This window comes from Agrobacterium sp. MCAB5 (assembly GCF_052114365.1).
GTDB classification, from domain to species: domain Bacteria; phylum Pseudomonadota; class Alphaproteobacteria; order Rhizobiales; family Rhizobiaceae; genus Agrobacterium; species Agrobacterium tumefaciens.
The window spans coordinates 1-16322 of record NZ_JBFREP010000020.1; the positions used below are offsets into that span (position 1 = coordinate 1).

18 protein-coding genes are annotated in these 16322 nt (G+C 57.6%); 3 read left to right on the top strand and 15 right to left on the bottom strand.

Annotated elements, in window-relative coordinates; all coding sequences use genetic code 11:
* The 7 genes from AB4Z23_RS26310 to AB4Z23_RS26340 all read right to left on the bottom strand — a co-directional run.
* Nucleotides 1–647 (bottom strand): MFS transporter (locus tag AB4Z23_RS26310; protein ID WP_441361048.1); only part of this gene is annotated, 647 nt, incomplete at its 3' end.
* A complete protein-coding gene (locus AB4Z23_RS26315; RefSeq protein ID WP_441361049.1) occupies nucleotides 644–1087 on the bottom strand; it encodes a DoxX family protein in 444 nt (147 codons plus the stop codon). The genes AB4Z23_RS26315 and AB4Z23_RS26310, both read right to left, overlap by 4 nt.
* A gap of 173 nt (nucleotides 1088–1260) precedes the next feature.
* Complete coding sequence (locus AB4Z23_RS26320) at nucleotides 1261–3243, bottom strand: amidohydrolase (RefSeq protein WP_111828668.1); 1983 nt, start codon at nucleotides 3241–3243, stop codon at nucleotides 1261–1263.
* Nucleotides 3243–3530, bottom strand: a complete 288-nt coding sequence (locus tag AB4Z23_RS26325) for a XapX domain-containing protein (protein WP_003519470.1) — start codon at nucleotides 3528–3530, stop codon at nucleotides 3243–3245. The genes AB4Z23_RS26320 and AB4Z23_RS26325 overlap by 1 nt, the downstream gene beginning before the upstream one ends.
* A gap of 62 nt (nucleotides 3531–3592) precedes the next feature.
* The gene (locus tag AB4Z23_RS26330) at nucleotides 3593–4282 is read right to left on the bottom strand and encodes a hydrolase (RefSeq protein ID WP_013762171.1); all 690 of its coding nucleotides are present in this window, start codon (nucleotides 4280–4282) and stop codon (nucleotides 3593–3595) included.
* Nucleotides 4283–5004: 722 nt separating this feature from the next.
* Nucleotides 5005–5922 carry a LysR family transcriptional regulator gene (locus AB4Z23_RS26335; protein WP_003519232.1) on the bottom strand — a complete coding sequence of 306 codons (918 nt, stop codon included), beginning with the start codon at nucleotides 5920–5922 and terminating at the stop codon, nucleotides 5005–5007.
* A 57-nt stretch (nucleotides 5923–5979) separates the two neighbouring features.
* The gene (locus AB4Z23_RS26340) at nucleotides 5980–6912 is read right to left on the bottom strand and encodes a VOC family protein (protein WP_441361050.1); all 933 of its coding nucleotides are present in this window, start codon (nucleotides 6910–6912) and stop codon (nucleotides 5980–5982) included.
* Nucleotides 6913–7032: 120 nt separating this feature from the next.
* Here AB4Z23_RS26340 and AB4Z23_RS26345 point away from each other — a divergent pair, with 120 nt between their 5' ends.
* Complete coding sequence (locus AB4Z23_RS26345; RefSeq protein ID WP_003519235.1) at nucleotides 7033–7932, top strand: LysR family transcriptional regulator; 900 nt, start codon at nucleotides 7033–7035, stop codon at nucleotides 7930–7932.
* Here AB4Z23_RS26345 and AB4Z23_RS26350 read toward each other — a convergent pair.
* From AB4Z23_RS26350 to AB4Z23_RS26360, 3 genes are all read right to left on the bottom strand, one after another.
* Nucleotides 7919–8629, bottom strand: coding sequence for a gamma-glutamylcyclotransferase (locus AB4Z23_RS26350; RefSeq protein ID WP_441361064.1), 711 nt, complete (start codon nucleotides 8627–8629; stop codon nucleotides 7919–7921). The two genes, AB4Z23_RS26345 and AB4Z23_RS26350, sit on opposite strands and share 14 nt — an antisense overlap.
* Nucleotides 8630–8704: 75 nt before the next feature.
* Nucleotides 8705–9541 (bottom strand): alpha/beta fold hydrolase, encoded by an 837-nt coding sequence (locus AB4Z23_RS26355; protein WP_441361065.1) that lies wholly within the window; start codon nucleotides 9539–9541, stop codon nucleotides 8705–8707.
* A 331-nt stretch (nucleotides 9542–9872) separates the two neighbouring features.
* Nucleotides 9873–10664 carry an alpha/beta fold hydrolase gene (locus tag AB4Z23_RS26360; protein WP_441361051.1) on the bottom strand — a complete coding sequence of 264 codons (792 nt, stop codon included), beginning with the start codon at nucleotides 10662–10664 and terminating at the stop codon, nucleotides 9873–9875.
* A 144-nt stretch (nucleotides 10665–10808) separates the two neighbouring features.
* On the opposite strand from AB4Z23_RS26360, the gene AB4Z23_RS26365 reads away from it, so the two are divergent.
* On the top strand, nucleotides 10809–11276 hold the full coding sequence (locus AB4Z23_RS26365) for a MarR family winged helix-turn-helix transcriptional regulator (RefSeq protein WP_441361052.1): 468 nt from the start codon (nucleotides 10809–10811) through the stop codon (nucleotides 11274–11276).
* A 21-nt stretch (nucleotides 11277–11297) separates the two neighbouring features.
* On the opposite strand, the gene AB4Z23_RS26370 is transcribed toward AB4Z23_RS26365, so the two are convergent.
* Both AB4Z23_RS26370 and AB4Z23_RS26375 read right to left on the bottom strand, forming a co-directional pair.
* Nucleotides 11298–12077 carry an SDR family oxidoreductase gene (locus tag AB4Z23_RS26370; RefSeq protein ID WP_065658416.1) on the bottom strand — a complete coding sequence of 260 codons (780 nt, stop codon included), beginning with the start codon at nucleotides 12075–12077 and terminating at the stop codon, nucleotides 11298–11300.
* Nucleotides 12074–12397, bottom strand: a complete 324-nt coding sequence (locus AB4Z23_RS26375; protein WP_333711320.1) for a nuclear transport factor 2 family protein — start codon at nucleotides 12395–12397, stop codon at nucleotides 12074–12076. Before AB4Z23_RS26375 ends, AB4Z23_RS26370 begins: the two co-directional genes overlap by 4 nt.
* Before the next feature lie 95 nt (nucleotides 12398–12492).
* Between AB4Z23_RS26375 and AB4Z23_RS26380 the strand changes: the two genes are divergently transcribed.
* A complete protein-coding gene (locus tag AB4Z23_RS26380; RefSeq protein ID WP_333711321.1) occupies nucleotides 12493–13398 on the top strand; it encodes a LysR family transcriptional regulator in 906 nt (301 codons plus the stop codon).
* 71 nt (nucleotides 13399–13469) lie between these two features.
* Here the strand turns inward: AB4Z23_RS26380 and AB4Z23_RS26385 are convergent, their stop codons facing one another.
* The 3 genes from AB4Z23_RS26385 to AB4Z23_RS26395 are packed head-to-tail and all read right to left on the bottom strand — an operon-like array spanning nucleotide 13470 to nucleotide 16058.
* The gene (locus AB4Z23_RS26385; protein ID WP_025595168.1) at nucleotides 13470–14441 is read right to left on the bottom strand and encodes an alpha/beta fold hydrolase; all 972 of its coding nucleotides are present in this window, start codon (nucleotides 14439–14441) and stop codon (nucleotides 13470–13472) included.
* Between the two features lie 24 nt (nucleotides 14442–14465).
* Nucleotides 14466–14984, bottom strand: a complete 519-nt coding sequence (locus AB4Z23_RS26390; protein ID WP_003519251.1) for a Dps family protein — start codon at nucleotides 14982–14984, stop codon at nucleotides 14466–14468.
* 54 nt (nucleotides 14985–15038) lie between these two features.
* Complete coding sequence (locus AB4Z23_RS26395) at nucleotides 15039–16058, bottom strand: cupin domain-containing protein (protein WP_441361053.1); 1020 nt, start codon at nucleotides 16056–16058, stop codon at nucleotides 15039–15041.
* Nucleotides 16059–16322: the final 264 nt, after the last annotated feature.

Genomic DNA, 16322 nt, shown 5'->3' on the forward strand with positions numbered 1-16322 from the left:
GCCCTGAACGCGCCGAAGAAGTTCTCTTGTAGAGCGTCGTTGGCGTTTTTGGCACGTGGCCACCACACCAGAGCCGCGATAACGAAGATGTAGCTTGCAACGTCTGCGCCATAGGTGATCCCGGCCCCGAACGCTGCCAAAAGCAAACCGCCAGCAGCTGGGCCGATGGAACGAGCGATATTGATGCCGAGGGAGTTGAGAGCGACAGCGCTCTTCACGTCCTCGCGTTTCACCAGTTCAGGAACAATCGCCTGCCAGGTCGGGCCCATCAATGCGGCACCAACGCCGCCGAGGAAGGTCAGGCCGATCAGTGCGCTCACGGAAAGCATGCCTGTCTGCGAGAGGACCATCAGCGAGATACTTACCGAGGCCAGCAGGAGCTGGACCGCAATCAGGAACTTGCGGCGATCCAGAATGTCGGTGAGAACGCCTGCCGGAATGGCAAGCAGGAAGATCGGCAATGTTCCGGCCGCCTGAACCATGGCGACTGCAGCAGGCGATGCCGAGAGGTCCGTCATCAGCCATGAGCTTGCGACATCGCGCATGAAGCTTCCGGTATTGCCGAGAACCGTTGCAATCCACAGGACCGCGAAGACGGGCTGTGCGAGAGGAGCAAAAGTGCCCCCGGATGTTTTCGCGGCGCTCATTTGCCCGCTCCCTTTGCAAGGTCGGCCGCTGCAACGAAGATGAATGCACCGGCCAGACCGATGTGTTCGAAGAAGGCGTTCGTTGCCATCATGCGGTCCATGCCGGGCGCCATTTCCCAGAAGCGAAGAGCAATGAACGTTGCGAGAAGCGTAAAGCCTGCAAGTGCGAGTGCGCCTGCCCAGCGCAGGAAGCCCGAGACCACCATCGCGGAGGCCGTAAGCTCGAACACGATGACGACGACGGCAAAGAGAGCGGCAGGGTGCAGACCGAAATGATTCATCTCAGCAAGCGCGCCATTGAAATCGAAAATCTTGGTGAGTGGACCCTGGATGTAGGCAGCGCAGAGAGCAAGCAGCGATACAGTTCTCGTAATGGGAGAGCCGACGRCGCGKGCAAGTCCGCTCAAGGCCGAATTCGATATAGGGGATTGGTAGGTCATATCCTGCTCCTTTTTGGTCGCTGACGGGATCGAGCGGCCGCGTTTGATGGAGCGATATTGGCCGGTGATCGCACTGCCAACAATTGCAGCAATAGTTTCGATTTAATTGCCAATATTGCAATTATGGGGTCGGATCGCTTGGGCGAACAGAAGTCGCCCAAGCGAGGGCACGATCAGACTGCCCAGCAAGAGCAGCCAAGAGCGCCRAAGAAACCCTTGAGGTCGGCGATCGGAAGTTTCGAGGTCCAGGCTCCCGCATGGTCGTGACCATGCACGCCGCAATCGCTGGCGCAGCCACAGGTCGAGATAGCCGTGCGCCTTAGAGAACGCGCGCCAGCACCTTCCGGCTCGCCCCATGCCGCATATCCGCCGAACTTGCGGACTGGAGACCAGTCGGGCATCGCAGGCGGCACGTCGTTCTCGTCGAGCGTTTTGAAGTCACCCGCTCCATAGACGATTTTGCCGCCAACCATGGTCAGCTCCGATACCAGGAACGAGATCTCGTCTTCGGCGCAGGAGAAGAAGTCCTTGTCGGGAACGACAAGGTCGGCGAACTGGCCTTTCTCGATACGGCCTTTCTTGCCTTCTTCATTCGAAAACCATGTGACTTTTTCAGTCCACATCCGCAGAGCCGTCTCGCGATCAAGGCAGTTGGCGCGCGGATAGAGTTGCATGCCACCTACCGTCTTGCCGGTCACCATCCAGGACAGCGAGACCCAGGGGTTGTAGGAGGCGACGCGTGTCGCATCCGTGCCGGCAGAAACGTTGACACCCTTGTCGAGCATCTTTCGGATCGGTGGGGTCGCTTCGGCAACGCCTTGGCCATATCGCTCGACAAAATATTCGCCCTGATAGGCCATGCGATGCTGGGTTGCGATGCCGCCACCAAGGGCCGCAATGCGGTCGATGGACCGGTCCGAGATGGTTTCGGCATGGTCGAAGAACCAGTTCAGACCTTCAAGCGGAATGTCCTTGTTGACCTTCTCGAAGACATCAAGCGAACGGGAGATTGTCTCGTCATACGTGGCGTGCATGCGCCATGGCCAACGGTTCTCGGCCAGAACGCGCACCACTTCTTCGAGTTCACCTTCCATTTCCGGCGCCATTTCCGGACGTGGCTGGCGAAAGTCCTCGAAGTCCGCCGCGGAGAAGACCAGCATTTCGCCGGCACCGTTGTGACGGAAATAGTCGTTGCCCTGCTTGTATTTGACCGAAGACGTCCAGTTGAGAAAGTCTTGCTTTTCTTCCTTGGGCTTCTGGGTAAAGAGATTATAGGCCAGACGCACCGTCATCTGGTTCTCATCAGAGAGTTTTTGAATGACCTCGTAGTCATCAGGGTAGTTCTGGAAGCCACCGCCTGCATCAATCACACCCGTTACGCCAAGACGATTGAGCTCACGCATGAAATGGCGGGTGGAGTTGACCTGATAGTCGAGAGGCAGTTTGGGTCCCTTGGCAAGGGTGGAATAGAGAATGCCGGCATTAGGCTTGGCCAGCAACAGGCCAGTCGGATTGCCGTTGGCATCACGGGTGATTTCGCCACCGGGTGGATTGGGCGAATCGCGGGTGTAACCGACGGCGCGCAGTGCAGCACCGTTCAAGAGCGCGCGGTCATAGAGGTGCAGCAGAAATACTGGGGTATCTGGCGCGACCGCGTTGATCTCCTCGATCGTCGGCAGACGCTTCTCCGCAAACTGGTGTTCGGTGAACCCGCCGACAACACGCACCCATTGCGGGGCTGGCGTTATCGCCACCTGGCGCTTGAGCATGTCCATTGCATCTGCCAGCGAGCGCACGCCGTCCCAGCGCAATTCCATATTGTAGTTTAGCCCGCCACGCACAACGTGGGTATGGTTATCGATGAGGCCGGGCAGGACGCGCTTGCCCTTGAGATCGACGATCCTGGTGTTGGAACCAGCAAGGGACATGACCTCGCTGTCCGAACCGACTTCAAGAAACAGTCCATCCTTGATGGCGACCGCGGTCGCGTTTGGATTGGTGCGGTCAAGGGTCGTGAAACGACCGTTATGGAGGATCAGGTCTGGGTGCATGGTATCTATTCCGGTCTGGTTGGGATCGGCGGCATTGGCCTTTGAGAAGAGGTTCGAAAACGCCAGGCTCGAGGCCGCTCCAAGGAAGGTTCGGCGCGTCGTCATCAGCTCCGCTCCTCCAAATTGGTTTGCGAACGATGGGCAATTTCCGGAGAATTTCCGCCCTTCGGCATGTGACCGAACATGTGCGGCTTCACCTGCTGGAGCCAGGAAACCGCTGCCGGCTCCTTGCTCCAGAGCGATTTGGCGAGCGGGATGATCTGCTCACCGACGAGAATGCCGAGCAGGCCGACAAGCGCGATAACGGGCGGAGCAGGCGAACGCACGTTGAGCAGGCTGTAGACGATGCCGACCAGCAGACCCGCGCCAAGAGACAGAAGATAGATTTTCATGAGAGTCATCCTCGTTAAAACGGACAACCGCTCCGATGCGTCACCGGAGCGGTTGATCTGGCTTACTTCGCGGGGTTCGGGCCGATGCGCTTGCCATGGCTGACACGCTCGGCACCGCCGTGGACGTGGGTGACTGCGTAATCGATGCCCATGCCGTAAGCGCCGGAATGCTCCTTCACCAGTGTGGTAACCGCATCGTAGGTTTCCTTGCGAGCCCAGTCGCGCTGCCATTCGAGCAAGACCTGCTGCCAGGTGACGGGTATGACGCCAGCCTGCACCATGCGGTCCATTGCATATTTGTGCGCATCGGAAGAGGTGCCGCCGGAAGCATCGGCGACCATGTAGATTTCGTACTCCGGAACGTCATGCAAAGCAGAGAGTGCAAAGGTCGTGTTGCAGACTTCGGTCCACAGACCGGAGACGACAATCTTCTTGCGGCCGTTGGCAGCATTCTTTGCCAGCGCATCGCGTACGTTCTGATCATCCCAGGAGTTCATCGAGGTGCGTTCAAGGATGTCATTCTGCGGATAGACGGCCAAAAGTTCGGGGAAGGTGTTGCCCGAGAAGCTCTCGGTCTCAACCGTGGTAATCGTGGTTGGCACGTTGAAAATCTTGGCAGCCTTGGCCAAGCCAACGACGTTGTTCTTCAGGGTCTGGCGGTCGATCGATTGAACGCCGAATGCCATCTGCGGCTGCTGATCGATGAAAATGAGCTGGCTGTTGGCGGGGGTAAGAACTTCAAGCTTGGACATGTCAATTCCTCTTCGGTTGTTTTGGACCGCGAATGCGGCCGGTTATGAAATGAGCAGGACCTTTCGGACGGATGCCGTGCCCTAGGACACAGCTTCCAAGACCGTCGGGAGGTGAAACCGATGCTTTCTTTCGCTTGCTGCCTCGGCTGCTGAAAGAAAAGGTAGCGCGACTTGCGACCCCGTAGAATTGCAATATTAATTGCGAATGAATTGCTCTTATCGCAACAATAACCTCTCGATCCGGCTGAGCTGCGGACTTCGCACGGGGCTGCGATACGCGGCCACTCTTTACGAAAACTTCTGAAGGAAATTTGATGCGCAGAGTCGGCCTTGAAGACCTCTGCAGCGTCCTTGGTTTCGCTGCTCGGTGGGAAGCGATTTGGCTGAATTGGCTCTGCGCGGCACTGCCAGTGAACAACGGTTGCGCGGTGTGGGAGCCGCGTAATCCTTGGCAGTCTGCCGTTGAGTATTGACGCGACAAGATGACGGGTCACCGTTGGCATTGACGCCCCATATCGCGATCACGTCGCCTTATACTTGATCTGAACAACCGTTATTCCAAATTGCAGGTGGGTTCGTGCGACCAAGGAGCCAGGCCTGTCACAGCATACTCCCATTCGGGATAGAGCCACGGGCTCACATCAGCCGTGGGATATCGTCAAAGGAGAACGTGGAGAAGCCCGCCGTTGTGGAGTAACTATCCATGGATATGGATAAAGCTATCAGGACGTGGCGATGCCCTCATCGTAGGCAGAAAACACGCCCGCAACCCAGTCTGCAAATACCCGATACTTCACGCTCGGAAACCGGCCCGCTGGCCTAACTATGTGAACAGGATAACGTGGTGGCGCCCAATCTTGCAGGATGGGGACCAGTGCGCCGCGAGCGATATGGGCGCGTGCCAAGAATTCAAATGTCTGTCCAATACCCAGCCCCGCCAATATTCCATGCAAATGCGCAGTCGCATCACTGGTGGAGAGCTTGATCGGGCTGTAGATTTCTATTTTCTCGTCACCATTCATCAATCGCACTGGTGCGGCCTTCAGGCTGCGCGCGAAAAAGTACTGAACGAAAACATGATCACGCTGCAGATCCGATGGCGAAGCTGGCACGCCGTATTTTTCGAGGTACGCCGGGGTGGCGCAGGTGACTATCTCGACGCTGCATAGTTTCTTCGCAACAAGAGATGCGCTGGGCAGATCTCCGGCACGAATGACGCAATCTATTCCCTCTTCAACGATGTCGGCCTGACGTTCTGTCACACCAAGGTGCAACTCGATCTCTGGATAGAGCGCGTAAAACTCTGGCAACCGAGGGATCAGAATCGTATTGGCGAAGGTCCCTCCTACGTCAACACGAAGTTTTCCCCTGGTGGCAAGGCGCCCGCGGGTCGCCTCGTTGTTCATTTCATCGAAATCGGCGATCAGCCGGAGGGCGCGCTCGTAATAAGCAACGCCCTCGGGTGTCACCGTGAGTGAACGTGTCGTTCGTTCCAACAATTTGAGGCTCAAGCTGGCCTCAAGATCCTGAACAAGCTTGCTCACGGTGGACCGTGGCGCACCCATCGTGCTGGCAGCCTTTGCAAAGGATCCGGCCTCGACGACGCGAACAAAGGCTCTGATTGCTCCCAATTGATCCATTGGCATTTCTCCATAGAAGCCCGATCAGTTGCCACAGACACCAGTGAGCGGGGGTTGTTAGGCAGTCAGCGGCTCGAGATTTGCCTGGATCTGGTCACGGAACGCTTCATACCGGCTCGGCAACTTAAGCGCCTCGCCCAGATGTGCCGTGTCCTCGTCCCGGTCAAACCCCGGCTCGTTCGTGGCAATCTCGAACAACACGCCGCCTGGTGTGCGGAAGTAGATTGCCCAGAAATAATCGCGGTCAATGACGGGCGTAACCTGATAACCGGTGTCCATCAGTGCCTTGCGAACTTCGAGTTGCTTTTCGCGGTTTTCGACGGCAAAGGCGATATGGTGAACCGAACCGGCGCCCTGACGGGCAAACGACGTTTTCGGCAGTGCTGCGACATCAATCGTATCGGCGCCGTTTCCATTGGGAATGATAAAGCGGGTCACGTCACCTTCCTTCTCGGCGCGTTGATACCCCATGAAACCMAGAAGCTCTTCTGTCGCGGCAGTATCGTGCAGGCTGAACCGGGCGCCGGCAAAACCGCGGATAGCTGCATCGCCCGGAATGCCGTCCGCCAGCCACGGMGCGCGGTTGTCATCGGCARATTCAATCAGCGCCAGACTGTCACCGTCCGGACCCATGAATTGAAGTCTGTTGGCGCCAAAGACGGTGTCAGTTTTCAAGCCATCGACACCGTGCGCGGTAAACCGATCCTGCCAGAATTTCAATGCGCCCTTTGGCACGGAGAACTGGGTTTCCCCGACCTCACCAACACCGGGACGACCCAGCATCATGTTCGGGAACGGGAAGTAGGTCATGACGGTGCCTGCGGAGCCGTTCTCGTCACCATAATAAAGGTGGTAGACGTTCGGGTCGTCGAAGTTAACGGTCTGCTTGACGCGACGCAGGCCCAGTGTGTCGGTGAAGAAGCGATTGTTCTGACGCGCATCCGAAGCCATTGAGGTTACGTGATGCAGTCCCTTGATATCCTTGATCATGTCCTTGCCTTTCAATGTCGCCGTTAGTGTTTGGCTGTTGACGAATATCTAGRCCGATTGATCACGCCAGAGAATTGCAATATTMATTTCGACTGCGTTGCTCTTTTTGAAACAATCCCAATGAACGATTACAAAGCTCTGCGAACCTTCCTCCTTGCGGCCGAAAAGCGAAATTTCGCCCAGGTTGCCCGCGAACTCGACATGACGCCGGCTGCAGTCACAAGGGCTATTGCGGCACTTGAAGCCGAACTCGGCGTTCAGCTGTTTGTCCGTACGACCCGGCAAGTGTCGCTGACAACAGACGGTGCGATCTTCGCCGCCCAGATTCAGCCGGCGGTGAAGACGCTTGAAGAAGCGCGCCGCGACGTGATGAACGCTCACAAAGCCGACGAAGGGCGTCTCAGGATCAGTGCGCCGACGTGGTTTGGCAAGGCGGTGCTCCCACCGATCCTCTCCGGCTTCAAAGAGCGGTACCCGAAGATGGGCTTCGAGATATCACTGTCCGACGGACTGGTGAATATCGTTGATGATGACTACGATCTGGCGATCCGCATCTCGTCTCAGCCATCGGACAAGTTCACGATATGGAGGAAAATCCGCGTCGTGCCGCGCATTCTGGTTGCGGCACCGGGAAGCCGGTTTGTCGAGATGCAGCATCCGAACGAGCTGACGCCAGACGATTGCCTCGCCTATAGCGGCGAAAGCCGGCGAGAGAACTGGGTGCTCTCGGACGGCGGCTCGAGCATGACGATATCGGCAGGGCGCGCCTTCAGCGCCAATAATGGTGAGGTTCTGGCCGACATGGCCGCAGATGGAGCAGGCGTTGCCATGCTGCCGAACTTTCATGTCTCGGAACACCTCAAGAGTGGGCGCCTCGTGCACGTCTTCAAGGGCTGGGCCCCACCCGATCTGTGGTTGACCCTCTACTACCCGCCCTATCAGGCTCTGCCTCCCCGCATTGCATCCTTCTCCAAATTCTTCGAGGAGCAGGTTGCGGCGCAGATGGTCATGCTTGAYTGATATCCCGGACTGTCCCGCCACAGCGTCCTTGCTGTGCGGAGATCTCGGCCGCGACCCGCGCCTGTAACTGCCAGAGGTTTCGATCGCGAATGCCCTCTGCCTGAAGATCGACGATCGTGTTGTGCAGATACTGGGCGCAGGAACCGCCCTCTCCGCAGGCGCTGGCGATCAGTTTTGCCGTCGTTTCCACCGGTAGCGGCGCCGTCAGACCCGCGCGCTTTGTGCTCGCCCAGAATGTCAGAGCCTTCTGGATGCCGTCAGGCGTTTTGACCTTTACCCAGCGCACCATGTCGATGACTTCCCGATACCTGATTTCGCGGGCGACGAGAGCTCGAAGGTCGTCACGCCGCCGCTCGGACGAGAGTTGCAGGATGACGCCGTCGCACTGTCCACCACGCTCAAGYGCCATCATCAGACCTGGCTGYGCGCTCGTTGCCCGCCAGCGCTCGATTTTCAGGGAAAACGAACGATGCCAGCCATGGGCGGTGGCRCGTCGCCTGCCGGCTGGCTTGAACTCAGGATTCCAGATSAGGGAACCGTATGCAAACACCCAGATYGGATCGCTATCGGCTTCACGCTCGATAGCGGCAACCAGAGCGTCAAGTTCTGTTTCAGATAACGGCGTCCAGCCCGGCTCTGGGCCGTCGTCACGGACGTCTCTGATGGTCAGGGCTACAAGCTCGGGCGTCAACTGCATCGTCGTCTCGATCGGTAGTACGGCAAGGATTGCATCAGTGGCCGTGGCAGGTTCCGCCACGGCCACCTCTTATCGTCAGGATCGAATGAATGCCAGAAGATCGGCGTTCAGCACATCGGCATTCACGGTCAGCATGCCATGCGAGAAGCCGGGATAGGTCTTCAGCGAACCATTCTTCAGCAGCTTGGCGGACTTCAGTGCAGAATCCGCGATTGGAACGATCTGATCGTCTTCGCCGTGGAGAACGAGCGTCGGCACCGTGATTGCCTTCAGATCTTCCGTCTGGTCGGTTTCGGAGAAGGCCTTGATGCCATCATAGTGCGCCTTTGCACCGCCCATCATGCCCTGGCGCCACCAATTCTGGATTACGCCTTCCTGAACCTTGGCGCCATCGCGGTTAAAACCGTAGAACGGGCCGGCCGGGACATCGCGGAAGAATTGCGCCCGATTGGCCGCCAGCGCCGAACGGAAGCCGTCGAACACTTCGATCGGCAGGCCTTCGGGATTGGCTGCGGTCTTCAGCATCAGCGGTGGGACTGCCGATACCAGAACGGCCTTGGCGACACGACCGGCCGGCTGACCAAACTTCGCCACATAGCGCGCCACTTCGCCACCGCCGGTGGAATGRCCGATATGCACGGCATTTTTCAGATCCAGCGCTTCGACGACAGCGAAAGCGTCGGCGGCATAGTGGTCCATATCATGCCCTTCGGAAACCTGGGCAGAGCGTCCGTGGCCACGGCGATCATGGGCAACGACCCGGTAACCGTTGGCGAGGAAGAACAGCATCTGGGCATCCCAGTCGTCAGACGATAACGGCCAGCCGTGATGGAAGACGAYGGGCTGAGCATCCTTGGAGCCCCAATCCTTRWAGAATATTTCGACGCCGTCCTTGGTGGTGATAGTACCCATGGTCTTGTTTCCTTCGATTGATGTGTTGGTGGGGGCAGCGTTTGCTGCGAAGGTGAATACGGGTGAAATGGCCATCGCCGCTGCGGCTGCACCAACTGAAAGCAGTGCGCCACGGCGCGTTATGGAAAAGTCGTTCTGGGTCATCTCACGTCCTGCAAATGTATGGTTTCGTGTTTCAGGCGACGCCGTTGCTCGTCTGATGCGTGGATATTGCTACCAAGTCGCGGGCACAACAATTGAACTAATAATTCATAGTTTGTTGTGAAATTCGAAATAATACGTCCCGGTCGTTATCGGGACAGTGCGGATTGTCCCGATAACGCGGAACCTATCATTTCTGCTTTGCCGAGACGGCCTTGGCGGCAGCATCGATGGTATCAGCGACGACCGTCGGCTGCGTCATGAACAGGGCGTGGCTTGCTGAGACCTTGGTGATCTTGGCTTTGATGCGTTCGGCCATATGGATCAGCATTGCCTGGTCGAATGCCTTGTCCTCRGTAGCGATCACAGCCCAGCTGGGCTTGGTACGCCAGGCAGCATGKTCGAGCTTCGTGCCGAACGCCGACATGTTGATCGGGACCTGAGCGTCCCTCATGAACGCAACATCGGCATCGCTAACGTCATGAGCAAAACCGGCCTTGAACTTTGCCGGGCTGACATATCCAAAACCATCCTTCGTGGTTTCGATGACGAATTCCGATGCGGGAGCAAACCCCTGATATTGCTGGGCTGTCGTTTCGCCGGCATCTGGTGAGAGCGCAGAGACATAGACGAGGCCAGCAACCTTTTCATCAACGCCCGCTTCTGTAATGACGGTGCCGCCCCAGGAATGTCCGACCAGAATGACCGGACCGTCCTGCCGCTCGAGAGCACGCTTTGTGGCGGCAACGTCGTCCGCCAGAGAGGTCAGGGGATTCTGGACGATGGTCACGCGGTAACCACGCTTTGTTAGATTGTCGTAGACACCCTTCCAGCCAGAGCCGTCAGCAAAAGCGCCATGGACGAGCACGACGTTTTTTACGGACTGGTTCTGGGAAATGGTGTCGGCAGCGTTTGCCGGCAGTGCGGCAGACAATGCGGCGGCGGCAATTGCAGAAAGGGCKGTTGCGGACTTGCGTGTCATGGCTTCTTCCTTYTTTGTTTTGCGATAACTGTTATCGCGATACACATAAGCTGACAGATGCCGATGCTTCCGTCAAGATAATTCTTATCGCGATATTTATTTTTGCCGTATGATTGGCTATATGTATGTGTGAAGGAGCCTAGAATGACCATACGTCACAACAATCCACTGCCCTTGCACGACCAGCTGTGCTACGCAATTTATACTGCCGGCATTGCCATCCAGCGCGCTTACAAGCCCCTTCTGGATGAGCTGGGGCTGACGTACCCGCAATATCTCGTGCTAAACGTGCTTTGGAGCGGAGATGAGCAAACCGTTGGCGCCATTGCAAAMGCCCTCGCATTGGAATCGAGCACACTGACGCCGATCTTGAAGCGCCTTGAGACAGCCGGCTTGTTGCGCAGGACCAGAAACCTCAGCAATGAGCGGCAGGTGGTGATCGCGTTGACCGAGGAAGGCCGCGCATTGCAGCACAGGGCGGGTTGCCTCAGCGACACCTTGCTTGCAGCTTCAATGCAAACTCCAAAGGAGCTGGCCGATCTGAACCACGACGTCCGCCATCTCCGCGACGCGATCTATTCACAGATCGGCGGGTGGGACGCGCCCGCCTGATCTGCAGGCGCATCTCGGAACCTACGCTGTCGGCACCGTCCCCCCATCAATTGTGTATTCGGTACCAGTAATCGAAGCCGCACGGTCGGAAGCGAGGAAGGCGATCAGGTTTGCGACCTCTTCCGGTTTTGCCGGGCGGCCGAGCGGAATGCCGCCCAGTCCATCCATGATGATCTTCTTGCCACCCTCAAGGTCAGTTCCGGCCTGCTTCGCCAGGCGCTCTGCAAGGTGGACGGAGGCTTCCGTTTCGATCCAGCCCGGCGAAACCCGAACGACGCGCACRCCTTTGGGCGACACTTCCTTMGACATCGCCTTRCTATAGGTCGAAAGTGCCGCTTTYGCTGCGGCATAGGCTGTTGTCGATTCCGGAAGYGGCAGGACTCTCTGGATGGATGTCACATGCACGACGACGCCGCTTTCCCGGGCGACCATATCCGGGACCAGTTGCCGATCCAGTCGGACAGCCGGATAAAGGTTCAGCGACATTTCCTTGTGCCAGTCATCCTCCGACAGGGCAGAAAAGCCGCCCCCCGATGCTGAGGAGCCACCCAGCATATGGACGATGACATCGACGCCGCCAAGGCGCCGCCGCGTGGCCTCTGCGACGATTTCACATCCCTCTTCGGTGCTCAGGTCCGCATCGACGAACAATTCTTCCGGCATATTTTCCGGACGGGCGCGCGCTGTCGTCAGCACCTTTGCGCCGAGTTCGCGAAACAGGCTGACGGTCGCAGCGCCAGCACCCTTGGTTCCAGCCGTAATGAGTGCGCGTTTGCCTTTCAGATTGAGAAAGTCGATCATGACCGGATCTCCAGCCTGACGATCCTGTCGTCCTTGATCGTGAAGGCATGGATTAGCATCACCGGACTACCGGGAAACTTGCCACTCACCCTCGCCCGCACGAGTACCTTGTCACCGTCAACCGTGGTTTCCACAGGTTCGGCAACGTATTGAGCCGACCTCTTGGCGGCCATCCACCATTGACGGATGGCGGCAGTGCCCTGATAGCGGGCATTCTCGTCCTCGACCACCGCATCGACATCAAGCGTTTGCAACAGCCCGTCGGCATCGTTGCGGGTGTCGGCGTCAAAATACATATTCACAACTTGGGGCATATCCATCTTATTTCTCCTTGTGAGGTGCCCCTAAGTTAGTGCTCTACCATTGCATGGATAAGTGGGATAAATAAGCACGTGATGTTGAACAGATCGGGATAATGGAACAGTTGGACCTTAGGGAACTCGAAGCAGTCATCGCGATCGCCAGGCGCGGGACGTTTCGCGCAGCGGCTATCGATCTCGGTATGTCCACAACTGCGCTCAGCCACACCATCGGCAGGCTTGAGGCGGGGCTCGGCGTACGATTGTTCAATCGCACCACGCGCAGCGTCTCGCTGACAGATGCCGGCAGGCTCTTTGTACAGCAGGTTGCGCCTTCGCTTCAGGACCTTCATGCCGCTCTGGAAACGGTGCGCTCTCAACGCGAGACACCGTCTGGAACGATACGCATCAATGCGGCACCGTTTGCAGCACGCGCCATCATCTCACCGCTCGTGCTTGAGTTCCTGCGTCGCTATCCCGAGATGAATGTTGATCTGGTCACGGAAGGAAAAATGGTTGATATCGTCAATGACGGTTTTGATCTGGGCGTCAGGGTGGCAGGTCTCGTTCCCAGCGACATGATTGCCGTTTCGCTCGGCCGGCCCCAGCGACACGCTGTTGTTGGTTCTCCGGACTATTTCGCGCAACATCCCAAACCCGTGGTTCCTCCGGATCTTCTCAATCACAGATGCATTCGCGTTCGCTTGCCGGACGGCTCACTGTTTCGATGGCGGTTTGAAAAAGACGACGAGCCGGTGCAAATCGATGTGCGAGGCCCGATCACACTTGATGAAGCGGGCCTTGTGAGGACTTCGGTGCTGGAAGGTACCGGCCTGGGCTATACCATGGAAGAGGAAGTGCTCCCCGACATCAAAGCGGGGCGCCTCGTCCGGGTGCTGGAGGACTGGACACCACCTTATCCGGGGCTCTGCCTGTATTATCCCGGACGCCGAAATCTGTCGGCTGGAGTGAAAGCGTTTCTTGATCTGGCCCGCGAGCTTTCGCGACGAGCGGCTGACTAACCCGCTGACCCCGCATTTGTAGTGGCGGCCCTTTGGGGAGCCGCCACACACGTCTTGGGATAGGGAAACAATCAAGCCTTGATGAAGGCCAACAGGTCTGGATTGATCACGTCGGCATGCGTGGTCAGCATCCCGTGCGGGAAGCCCTTGTATATCTTCATCGTGCTGTTCTTGATCAGCTTGGCCTGAAGCTCTACGGCGGCCTTGTAGGGAACGACCTGGTCGTCATCACCCTGGGTCACCAGCGTGGGAACGGTAATCGCCTTCAAGTCTTCGGTCTGATCTGTCTCCGAAAACGCCTTGATACCTTCATAGTGCGCCACGGCGCTRCCCATCATCCCCTGGCGCCACCAATTGTCGATCACACCCTGCGAAACTTTCGCATCCGGCCGGTTGAAACCATAAAATGGGCCCGACGCAACATCGAGGAAGAACTGCGCGCGATTGGCTGCCAGGGCGCTACGGAACCCATCGAAGACTTCCATCGGTGTGCCATCAGGATTGGCTGCGGTTTTCAGCATCAGCGGCGGAACGGCGCTGACGAGGATAGCCTTTGCCACGCGGCCCTGTGGCTGACCATGCCGTGCGACGTACCGAGCGACTTCGCCGCCGCCTGTGGAGTGGCCGATATGAACGGCATTGCGCAGGTCAAGATATTCGGCGACGGCGGAGGCATCGGCAGCGTAATGATCCATGTCGTGACCATTGCTCACCTGGCTGGAGCGTCCATGGCCGCGGCGGTCGTGGGCCACAACACGATATCCCTTGCTGAGGAAGAACAGCATCTGGGCATCCCAGTCGTCTGACGACAGCGGCCAGCCATGGTGGAAGACGATCGGCTGTGCATCCTTCGGACCCCAGTCCTTGAAGAAGATCTCTACGCCGTCTTTGGTGGTGACGAAATTCGTGGTCATCGATGCAATTCCTTCTGGGTTACGGGAAATTTTCTTTTCGGAAGCCATCGCCGGCATGGCCAAGGCCAGAGAAACCGTGGTGCCGGCCAACAGGACCTGCCGACGGGACAGTGAAAGTTCGTTGATCATGGGCCTCTCCGAAATTTCGCGCGCTCATTCGGCGCCGCGGGTGCTTTCGAACAGGAACCAGGCACGGCGCTCTGCCTCATCCACCCAGTTTTCGATCAGGCTGGCGGTTGCGATGTCGCCATGGTCTTCACAAAGATTGTGTGTCGCCTTCATCAGCGAGACGAGTGTGAGGTTATCGTCGCGAAGCTCGGCCAGCATATCCGCCGGGGTCACGAAATCGGCGTCGTTGTCGAGAAGCCGCTGCAACCTGGAAATATGGCTGATCGAACGAAGCGTGGTGCCGCCGATCTTGCGGGCTCGCTCGGCAATGTCATCCGTCATGGCGAAGATCTGCTCGCCCTGCTCGTCCAGCATCAGGTGGTAATCACGGAAATGCGGACCGCTCATATGCCAGTGAAAATTCTTCGTCTTGAGATAAAGCGCGAAGACATCGGCCAGCAGCGCCGTCAACGCGCCGGAAATATCGGCGGTTGCGTTCGTGCCAAGGGCAGTCGGTGTTGCAAGAGGCGACTTGCGATGTTTTTCAGCGAGGGTGCGGTTCATGGTAATCTCCATTGGGTTTGGGTTTGGGTTTCAGGGTTTCAGGGATTCAGGGATTCAGAGCCGTGCAACGATCAGCGGATCGTCGATATCGACAGGAAGAGGCAGGAGGGCTTGCTCGGAAAGGCCCAACTGGCTAGCGATCACATTGCGTGAATAACCGGCCGCCGCTGCTCGGTAACCGATATCTTGTGGCGCGCTGCGACTGAAGAAAATCAGGATATGCAGTGTGCCACTGCCGGTGTTTTCGATGTGATGCGGGTAAGCTGGCGGCACGAAATAGGCGTCACCCGGATGGATCGAATAAGTGTCAGCGCTTCCATCGGGATCAAGGACTGTCATCTGACCGGTCCCTTCGAGCACATAGCCCATTTCGGCGGTCTCGGGGTGCCAGTGCGGTTCGCGCAGGCCAATCTCGCTGATGCGGACAGAAAACATCGAAAGACCATTTAGAACAGACCAAGCCGGAGCCTGCGCGGTCCTTGCAGAGCCCGCCGGCGACGATACGTGCGGCGCTGACTCCTCGACACGGAATTTGAGCCTGTTTGGATGAAGCGCCTGCTTTTCAACGGCTGGCTGGGCCTGCAGGTCGAATATCTCTGTGTTTGCGTTCAGCCTGCCAAAACTCGGCGGCTTTTGCGGTTGCCACTCGAATGTGCTCAGCAGCACGGCGTCGGACATCACGTCGAAGGCGCCAGACAGGCTGAAATCTTCCGGATCCTCRTTCGAAAAGGCAAGGATGAACTCCGCCTCCGTCTCACCGGTATTTTCAATTGCGTGAACCGTGCCTGACGGAACGAAGAACATTTCGCCAATGCCGATAAGAAAGACGTCGCGGCTGCCATGATTGCCGACGACAGTCACCAGTRCCTGGCCGCGGACACAGTAGCCCAGTTCATTGGCATTCGCATGCCAGTGAGGCTCCCTGATCGCGTGTGCCGTGAGCACCAGCCYGCGTATTGAAAGGCCTTTGAGGATTGGCAGTTGATTGCGACCAAGGCGCRTGATCGATCCCGCCGGGCTTTCGAAGGCTGCAGGCCGGTCCTTGAGAGAAAGAACATGTTTTGAAATCTGCATCTTCAGCTCCTGCCCACATCGTTTGTTTGACGAGATGGTTGTAGGCGAGGATCTGGTTGCGCGGTATCCAATGCTTGGTTAGTCGGACTGACACCTAAGTATAGTGGCTCACCTGCCGAACCGAGGCTACAAATTCAGGCCCTCCACTGAAGAGATGCTGCATGCCAATGCACCCTGAATGTTCAAGCGCGCCCTTTCACATGGATGTCGCGATCCATCTGAGGCCATCCCAGTCCTGGAATGGCCTTTCTTTTTTGCGCGGTT